Genomic DNA, 7,815 nt, shown 5'->3' with positions numbered 1-7,815 from the left:
GAGGTCGCCGGTGCCGCCGGTGACGCGCGAGAGCGTGCCGTCGCCCTGCCCCTGCATCTGCGCGAGCACCCGCTCCACCGGCCCGCCCGGGGCAAACTGCACGATGGTGAAGGTGATCAGCATGATCCCGAACAGGGTCGGGATCATCAGGCCGATGCGGCGCAGGATGTAGCCGAGCAACGAAGGTGTCTCCTGTGTCGCCGACGCCCCGAGGGCCGGGGCTCGGCGGTCCGGCGCCGCGCGTCAGTTCCGGCCGATCCGCTTGGCCTTGTCGGCGTCGAACCACCACACGGCCGGGGCGCCGAGATCGTATTTCGGGCCCTCCGCCGGATGGCCGTAGACGTCCCAGAGCGCGAGCTTGTGCGTGCCGGCATACCACATCGGCACCCAGTAGCGCCCGGCGCGCAGCACCCGGTCCAGCGCCCGGCACGCGGCGTTCAGGGCGTCGCGGGATTTCGCGTCGGCGATGGCGGTGAGCAGCGCGTCGATCGCCGGGTTCGCGATGCCCGACAGGTTGTTGGAGCCCGCCGTGGCGGCCGAGCGCGAGCCGTAGGTCTCGCGCAGCTCCGCCCCGGGCGTGACGCCGCTGGCGTAGCGCCGCGAGGTCATGTCTAAGTCGAAGTCCTTGAGACGCGACTGGTATTGCGAGGCGTCGACCGTGCGGATCGTCGCCTTGATCCCGAGCAGGCCGAGGTTGCGGATCAAGGGATGGGTATGCGGCTCCAGCGCCGGGCTCGAATCGAGGAACTCGATCTCGAACGGCTTGCCGCCGGGCAGCGTGAGCAGGCCGCCGTCGCGGGTGCAGCCGGCCTCGCGCAGCAGCGCGTCGGCCCGCCGCAGCAGCGTGCGGTCCTGCCCCGACCCGTCCGAGACCGGCGGCGTCCACGGCTCGCCGAACACCTCCGCCGGCAGGTCCTTGCGCAGGGGCTCGAGCAGCGCCAGCTCGTCCGGGGACGGCGTGCCGGTCGCCTTCAGGACGGAGTTCTCGAAGAACGAGTCCGTGCGCGTGTAGGCGCCGAACATGATGTTCTTGTTCGTCCACTCGAAGTCGAAACACAGGCCGATCGCCTCGCGCACCCGCGGATCGCGGAACTGGGGCCGGCGGGTGTTGATCCACCAGCCCTGCGTGCCGGAGGGACGGGCATCCGGCACGGTGGTGCGCACTACGCGGCCCTCTGTCGCCGCCGGGAAGTCGTAGCCGGTGGCCCAGACCCGCGCGGTGAACTCCTCGCGGAAGGTGAAGGCGCCGCCCTTGAACGCCTCGAAGGCGACGTTGCGATCGCGGAAATACTCGTACCGGATCGCATCGAAGTTGTTCTGCCCGACCATCACCGGAAGGTCCGAGGCCCAGTAGTCGCGCACCCGCTCGAACTCGATCGCGCGGCCGACATCGACGCGGCCGACCTGGTACGGCCCCGAGCCGAGCGGCGGCTCGAGGCTGGAGGCCGCGAAGTCGCGCTTGGCGTAGTAGGCCGCCGAGAAGATCGGCAGCTGCGCCACGGCGAGCGGTAGGTCGCGGGCGCGGCCGGGGGCGAAGCGGACGACGACGGTCTCGTCGTCGAGCGCCCGCGTATCCGTCATGTCCCGGATCACCTCCGAGATTTCCGGGTGGCCCTTCTCGCGCAGCAGCGTGAGGCTGAAGGCGACGTCCTTCGCGGTCAGCTTGGAGCCGTCGTGGAACCGCGCCTGCGGGCGCAGGGCGAAGGTGTAGGCCAGCCCGTCCTCGGACACCGTCACCGTGCGCGCCACGAGGCCGTAGAGCGCGTCCGGCTCGTCCAGCGCCCGCACCATCAGGCTGTCGAAGGTGAGGTTCATGCCGGCGGCCCCCTCCCCCTGCAGCACGTAGGCGTTCAGGGTGTTGAAGGTGTCGGGCGCCTGGTTTCCGAAGGTCTGGCTCAGCTGCGACGAGAAGCGGCCGCCCTTGGGCGCCATCGGGTTCACGTAGTCGAAGCGCTGGAAGTCCTTGGGGTATTTCAGCTCGCCGAAGCTCGACAGGCCGTGCGAAGCTTGGCTTTCCGCGGCCGCCGCGCGGGGAAGGGCCACGCCGGCCGTCAGCGCGCCCGCGCCGAGGACCAGGGTGCGGCGGGAGACGCCGCTCAACGCGGCGCCCCGGTCTTGGCGGCCGCCGCCGCGTCGTACCACCAGGTCGTCGGGAAGCCGGACGAGCCGTAGAGCGGCAGCACGGCGGGGTGCGCGAAGCGGTTCCAGCGCACCGTCCGCGAGACGTTCGAGGCCCATTGCGGCACGACGAACTCGTGGGCGAGCAGCACCCGGTCGAGGGCGTGGGTCGCCGTCAGGACGCCCGGTCGGTCCTTGGCGAAGATCACCGTCTCGATCAGCGCGTCGATCGCGGGATCCTTGATGCCGATGAGGTTGCGCGAGCCCGGCTTGTCGGCGGAGGCCGAGCCCCAGAACTCGCGCTGCTCGTTGCCGGGGGAAAGCGACTCCGGCCAGGAGCCGGTGGTGACGTCGAACTCGAAGTTGCGCATCCGGTTCTGGTACTGCGCCTGGTCGATCACCCGCAGGGTGGTGCCGATGCCGATGAGCTTCAGCTGCGCCGAGAACGGCAGGATCACCCGCTCGAAGGTGTTCTGGAACTCGAGGAACTCGACGGTGAGCGGCTCGCCCGTGGCCTTGTTCACCATCCGGCCGTCGCGCTGCTCGTAGCCGGCCTCGCGCAGCAGGCGCACCGCCTCGCGCAGGTTCGTGCGCACGGCTTCGGGCGTGTCGCTCACGGGGTTCTTGTAGGGCGCGGTGAAGACGGAGGGCGGCACCTTGTCCTTCACCGTCTCCAGCAGCGCCTTCTCCTCGCCCTCGGGAAGGCCGGAGGCGGCGAGCTCGGAGCCGTAGAAGTACGAGTCGATGCGCTTGTAGAGGCCGTAGAACAGGGCCCGGTTCATCTCCTCGAAGTTCATCGCGAGGTTGAAGGCGCGCCGCACCCGCGGGTCCTTGAACTTGTCCCTGCGCGTGTTGAAGATGAACGCCTGCATGTTGCCGTTGCCGCGATCGGGGAAGGCCTCCTTGATCAGGCGCCCGTCCTTCACCGCGGGGACGTCGTCGTAGGCGGTGGCCCAGTTGCGGGCGATGTTCTCGACGCGGAAATCGTAGAGGTCGCCCTTCAGCGCCTCCACGAGCACCGTCCCGTCGCGAAAGTACTCGTAGCGCTGGGTACCGAAGTTGTTGCGCCCCGCATTCACGGGCAGGTCCTTGCCCCAGTAGTCGGCGACGCGGACGTAGGTCGCCGAGCGGCCGGGATCGAATTTTTCCAGCTTGTACGGGCCGGAGCCGAGCGGCGGCTCCAGCGTCGTCTCCGTGACGTTGCGCGGGCGCCCCTGCGCATCCTTGCCCGTCCACCAGTGCTTGGGCAGCACGCGCAGCTGCCCGATCACCTGCGGCAGCTCGCGGTTGCCGGTCTCGGAGAAGGTGAAGGTCACCTCGCGCGGGCCCGTGGCCTCGGCCTTGGCCACGGTCTGGTAGTAGGCGGCGTAGAACGGGCTGCTCGCCTTGAAGGTCTCGAACGACCAGACCACGTCCTCGGGGGTGATCGCGACGCCGTCGTGCCACTTCGCGGCCTCGCGCAGGCGGTAGGTCACCGAGCCGAGGTCGGGCGCGACGCGCAGCGCCTCGGCGAGCAGCCCGTAGGAGGTGAAGGGCTCGTCCAGCGACTCGGTGGTGAGCGTGTCGTAGAGCAGCGCGATCCCGCCCTCCAGGTCGCCCTTCAGGCCCGAGACCACGAGGTTGAAGTTGTCGAACCCGCCCTGCGCCCCGAGGCGCACGAGACCACCCTTGGGGGCTGCCGGGTCGGCGTAGTCGAAATGCTTGAAGTCCGGGCCGTATTTCGGCTGGCCCATCAGCGTCACCGCGTGCACCCAGCCGGCACCCGCCGCCGGCGGCGCCGGCTCGGATTGCGCGCCCGCGGGTCCTGCGAGGCAGGCGAACGCCAGGGCGGCGGCCAAGGTGCCTGCGAACAATCGTCCGATCACGGGATGCGCTGTCACGAGGGGGCAGTCTCCGGTTCGTCGGTCATCGGCCGTTCGGCGGGCCGTTCCCGCCTGCTTAGGACGGACCGCACCGCCACGCCAACCCGGCGCGTCCGCGCACGCCCTGCCGGCCCGGCGACAACCCGACGGCCTCCGGCGCGTTGGAGCCGATCAGGACAGGAACACCGATGCCGAGCATCCGCCACGACACCATCCCGCTGAACGGCCTCGACATGCACGTCGCCAGGCTCGGCAGCGGCCCGCCGCTGCTGCTGCTTCACGGCTGGCCGGAATTCTGGCTGACCTGGGAGCCGGTGATGGCGCGGCTGTCGGACCGCTTCACCTGCATCGCGCCGGACCTGCGCGGCTTCGGCGCGACCGGGAAGCCCGATGCGGCGCCGAACGACGGGGTCGGCGTCAAGGTCCACGCGCAGGACATCCTCGCCCTCCTAGACGCGCTCGGCGTCGCCCGCGTCGGCGTGGTCTCGCACGACGTCGGCGCCTACGTCGCGCAGGGGCTCGGGCACATGGCGCCGGAGCGGCTGCGGAAGCTGTTCTTCTTCGACTGCCCCTACGGCGGCATCGGCCCGCGCCTCGGCGCGCCCGAGAAGCTGCGCGAGATCTGGTACCAGTCCTTCCACCTGATGCCCTACGCGGCCGATCTCGTCGGCTCGTCGCGGGAGGCCTGCCGGACCTATATCGGCGGCATCCTGCGGCACTGGTCCGGCCCGAACCCGCACGCCTTCGACGACGTGCTCGACGCCTTCGTCGACAACTTCCTCGCGCCCGGCAACCTGCAGGGCGGGTTCGACTGGTATCTCAGCCAGAACGAAGGGCGGCTCGCGATGATCCGCGGCGAGGCGCCCGCGCCGAAGCCCATCGCGGTCCCGACCTGCATCCGCTGGGGCGATTCCTCGCCGCTCTTCCCCTACGCCTGGACCGACCGCCTGTCGGACTACTTCACCGACCTCGACCTCGCGCCGTTCCCCGGCGCGGCGCACTTTCCGCATCGGGAGAAGCCCGACGCGGCAGCGGCCGAGATCGCGCGGTTCTTTTCGGATCTGCGCGGCTGAGCGGCTGCTGAGGTGATCTTCGGCGCGAGCAGGAGTGAAGCCACCGCCTCTTCCCTCCCCCCTCTGCGGGGGAGGGTGGCCCGCGAAGCGGGTCGGGAGAGGGGAGCGCGTTGTCCGGATATGGCGCTCCCCTCACCCGACCCTCGCTGACGCGAGGCTCACCCTCCCCCGCAGAGGGGGGAGGGAAACGCGCTGATGCTTCGATATCGACGCGAGAACTCGTCGCCTACGCCGCCCGCCCGCGCCGGCCTTCCACCAGCCACATCGCCAGCACGGCCGCGGCCAGCAACGCCAGGGCTGCCAGCCCGAGCGCCAGGGGATACACCTCGACGCCGCGGATCACCGCGCTGTCGCTCGGGCGGAAGCCGATCCAGTCGGCGCCGGAGAGGCGGCCGCCGCGCACGCTCTGGAGGCGGGGCACCGCGACGGCCCCCGACGCGTCCGCCACCCGCCGGATCGAGCCGCCGGAGGCGTCGGCCACCGGCTTCAGGCGCTCGGTATCGCTGAACACGTCGGCGAGCTCGCGCGGGTTCGGCGGGCCGACGCTGACGAAGGCGGCCAGCGTGCCCGAGCGCAGGGTGTGCAGGCCGAGCTCGGCCGCCTCGAAGGTCGCGCCGAACAGTCCCGGCTCCGAGGGCTTCAGGGTCAGGGTGCTCACCTTGCCGGTCGGGCTCGTGACGGTGACCGGATCGGTCGCCTCCGCCATGGTCTGGCGCTCGACGCGGACCTCGCGGCCGCGCCCGGTCATCTGCGCGCGCAGCGCTTCCTCCTCGAGCGCCGGCTCCTTCATCAGCCAGTGCGCGAGGCGGCGCAGCAGGTCGAGATAGGGGCCGCCATCCTGGTAGCCGCGCGCCCAGAGCCAGGCGTGATCGGACAGCATCAAGGCGACGCGGCCCTTCTCTTCACGCGAGAGCGCGAGCAGCGGCAGGTTCTCGGCGCCCGACAGCAGCGGCTGGTTGCCGGCCCGCGGCTGCGCCGCGACGATGCGGAGCCAGTCGCCCCAGGCCGGCGGCGTGGCGTCGCCCCCGGGCAGCGCCCGCGTCACCGGATGGCGGTTGCCGGTGGCCGTCGCCGTCGGCTTGTAGGGCTGCTCGACGACCCGCCCGTTCGGGTCGCCCGGCAGGATGCCGGCGAGCCGGGTGCGCGCGAGGCTCGCCGGGCCGGCGAATTCCGGGCCCGCCGCGATCAGCAGCGCGCCGCCCTCGCGGACGTAGCGGGTGATGTTGTCGAAGTAGGCCGAGGGCAGCACGCTCTGGTTGGCGTAGCGATCGAAGATGATCAGGTCGAAGTCCTTGATCTTCTGAACGAACAGCTCGCGCGTCGGGAAGGCGATCAGCGAAAGCTCGGAAATCGGCGTGCCGTCCTGCTTCTCCGGCGGGCGCAGGATGGTGAAGTGCACCAGGTCGACGTTGGCGTCGGACTTCAGCAGGTTGCGCCAGGTGCGCTCGCCCTGGTGCGGCTCGCCGGAGACCAGCAGCACGCGCAGCTTCTCGCGGATCCCCTCGATCGGCAGCACGGCGCGATTGTTGACCGTGGTCAGCTCGCCCGGCAACGGCTCGACCTCGATCTCGACGACGTTCGGGCCGCCGTGCTCGATCTTGACCGTGAGGTCGAAGGGCTTGTCCGTCGGCACGGTGCGCCGCCCGATCTCCTCGCCGTCGCGGCGCAGGGCGACGACGGCCGAGCCGGTGCCGCCGCGCTCCATCACCTCGGCCCGGATCGTCAGGTCCTTGCCGACGATGCCGAAGCGCGGCGCCTCCAGCAGCTTGATCTGCCGGTCGCGCTCGTCCGGGTGGCCGGTGACGAGCACGTGCAGCGGCGCCTTGATGCCGAGCGCGGCGAGCGAGGCCGGGATGTCGTGGACCACGCCGTCGGTGAGCATGACGACGCCGGCCAGCCGCTCCGGCGGCACGTCGGCGAGCGCCTGCCCGAGCGCGGTGAACAGCTTGGTGCCATCGTCGCCGGCGGCGTCCGGCACGTCGATGAAGCGCGGCTCGATGTTGGCCAGCGCGCCGAAGCGGCGCTGCAGCTCTGACCGGACCTGGTCGGTTACCGCCGGCCGATCGCCGAGCGCCTGCGACCCGGACCGGTCGACGATCACCGCGGCGATGTCCTTCACCGGCTCGCGATCCTCGCGCACCAGCGCGGGGTTGGCCAAGGCCGCGAGCACCAGGCCGAGCGCCAGCGCCCGGAGGATCGCCGTGCGGCCGCGCGCCAGCAAGGCGAGGACCGCGAACAGCACCACAACGACGGCGAGCACCGCGAGCACCGGCCAGGGCAGCAGCGGCGTGAAGCTGAGGCTCAGCATGGGGTGAGAGCCTTGTGTCCTGGGCGCGCGCGCCGCGCATGCTCCCTCCCCCCTCTGCGGGGGAGGGTGGGCCTCGCATCAGCGAGGGTTGGGAGAGGGAAGCGCCGTATCCGGCACCGTCGCTCCCCTCTCCCCCCCTGCTCCGCAGGGTACCCTCCCCCGCCGAGGGGGGAGGGAGAAGAGCTGGCCTGAACGCGAAGAGATCTCACTGTCCCAGCCGCTCCAGCAGGGCCGGCACGTGGACCTGGTCCGCCTTGTAGTTGCCGGTCAGCGTGTACATCACGATGTTGACGCCGCCGCGGAACGCCATCTCGCGTTGGCGCTGGTCGCCGCCGACCACCGGGTAGAGCGGGTCGCCGCGGCGGTCGATCGCCCAGGCGGCGGCGAGGTCGTTGCCGGTGATGACGATCGGGCTGACGCCGTCCCCCGCCCGCGCCGGGCGGCGCTCGGTGCC

Annotated in this window: 5 protein-coding genes and 1 pseudogene; 1 reads left to right on the top strand and 5 read right to left on the bottom strand. The window is 71.2% G+C overall.

All coding sequences use genetic code 11. The features are described from left to right. The 3 genes and pseudogenes from FV223_RS15255 to FV223_RS15245 all read right to left on the bottom strand — a co-directional run. Positions 1-180: pseudogene (locus FV223_RS15255) on the bottom strand (microcin ABC transporter permease); the annotation flags it as partial. A 63-nt stretch (positions 181-243) separates the two neighbouring features. Continuing rightward, entirely contained in the window at positions 244-2,100 is a 1,857-nt protein-coding gene (locus tag FV223_RS15250) for an extracellular solute-binding protein (RefSeq protein WP_147727833.1), read from the bottom strand. Then, positions 2,097-3,998, bottom strand: a complete 1,902-nt coding sequence (locus FV223_RS15245) for an extracellular solute-binding protein (protein ID WP_147727832.1) — start codon at positions 3,996-3,998, stop codon at positions 2,097-2,099. The genes FV223_RS15250 and FV223_RS15245 overlap by 4 nt, the downstream gene beginning before the upstream one ends. A gap of 170 nt (positions 3,999-4,168) precedes the next feature. Here FV223_RS15245 and FV223_RS15240 point away from each other — a divergent pair, with 170 nt between their 5' ends. Then, positions 4,169-5,053, top strand: coding sequence for an alpha/beta hydrolase (locus tag FV223_RS15240; protein WP_147727831.1), 885 nt, complete (start codon positions 4,169-4,171; stop codon positions 5,051-5,053). 226 nt (positions 5,054-5,279) lie between these two features. On the opposite strand, the gene FV223_RS15235 is transcribed toward FV223_RS15240, so the two are convergent. Both FV223_RS15235 and FV223_RS15225 read right to left on the bottom strand, forming a co-directional pair. Beyond that, positions 5,280-7,361 carry a hypothetical protein gene (locus FV223_RS15235; protein ID WP_147727830.1) on the bottom strand — a complete coding sequence of 694 codons (2,082 nt, stop codon included), beginning with the start codon at positions 7,359-7,361 and terminating at the stop codon, positions 5,280-5,282. Between the two features lie 205 nt (positions 7,362-7,566). Further along, on the bottom strand, positions 7,567-7,815 hold a 249-nt coding region (locus FV223_RS15225), incomplete at its 5' end, for a DUF4159 domain-containing protein (protein WP_147727829.1).

It is taken from the genome of Methylobacterium sp. WL116 (assembly GCF_008039455.1).
Lineage (GTDB): Bacteria > Pseudomonadota > Alphaproteobacteria > Rhizobiales > Beijerinckiaceae > Methylobacterium.
This window is presented reverse-complemented; position numbering and strand designations above follow the sequence as displayed.

Bases quoted from the DNA above. Each gene is read 5' to 3' on its own strand.
- FV223_RS15240 (WP_147727831.1), top strand. From the start codon at position 4,169: ATGCCGAGCATCCGCCACGACACCATCCCGCTGAACGGCCTCGACATG.
- FV223_RS15235 (WP_147727830.1), bottom strand. From the start codon at position 7,361: ATGCTGAGCCTCAGCTTCACGCCGCTGCTGCCCTGGCCGGTGCTCGCG.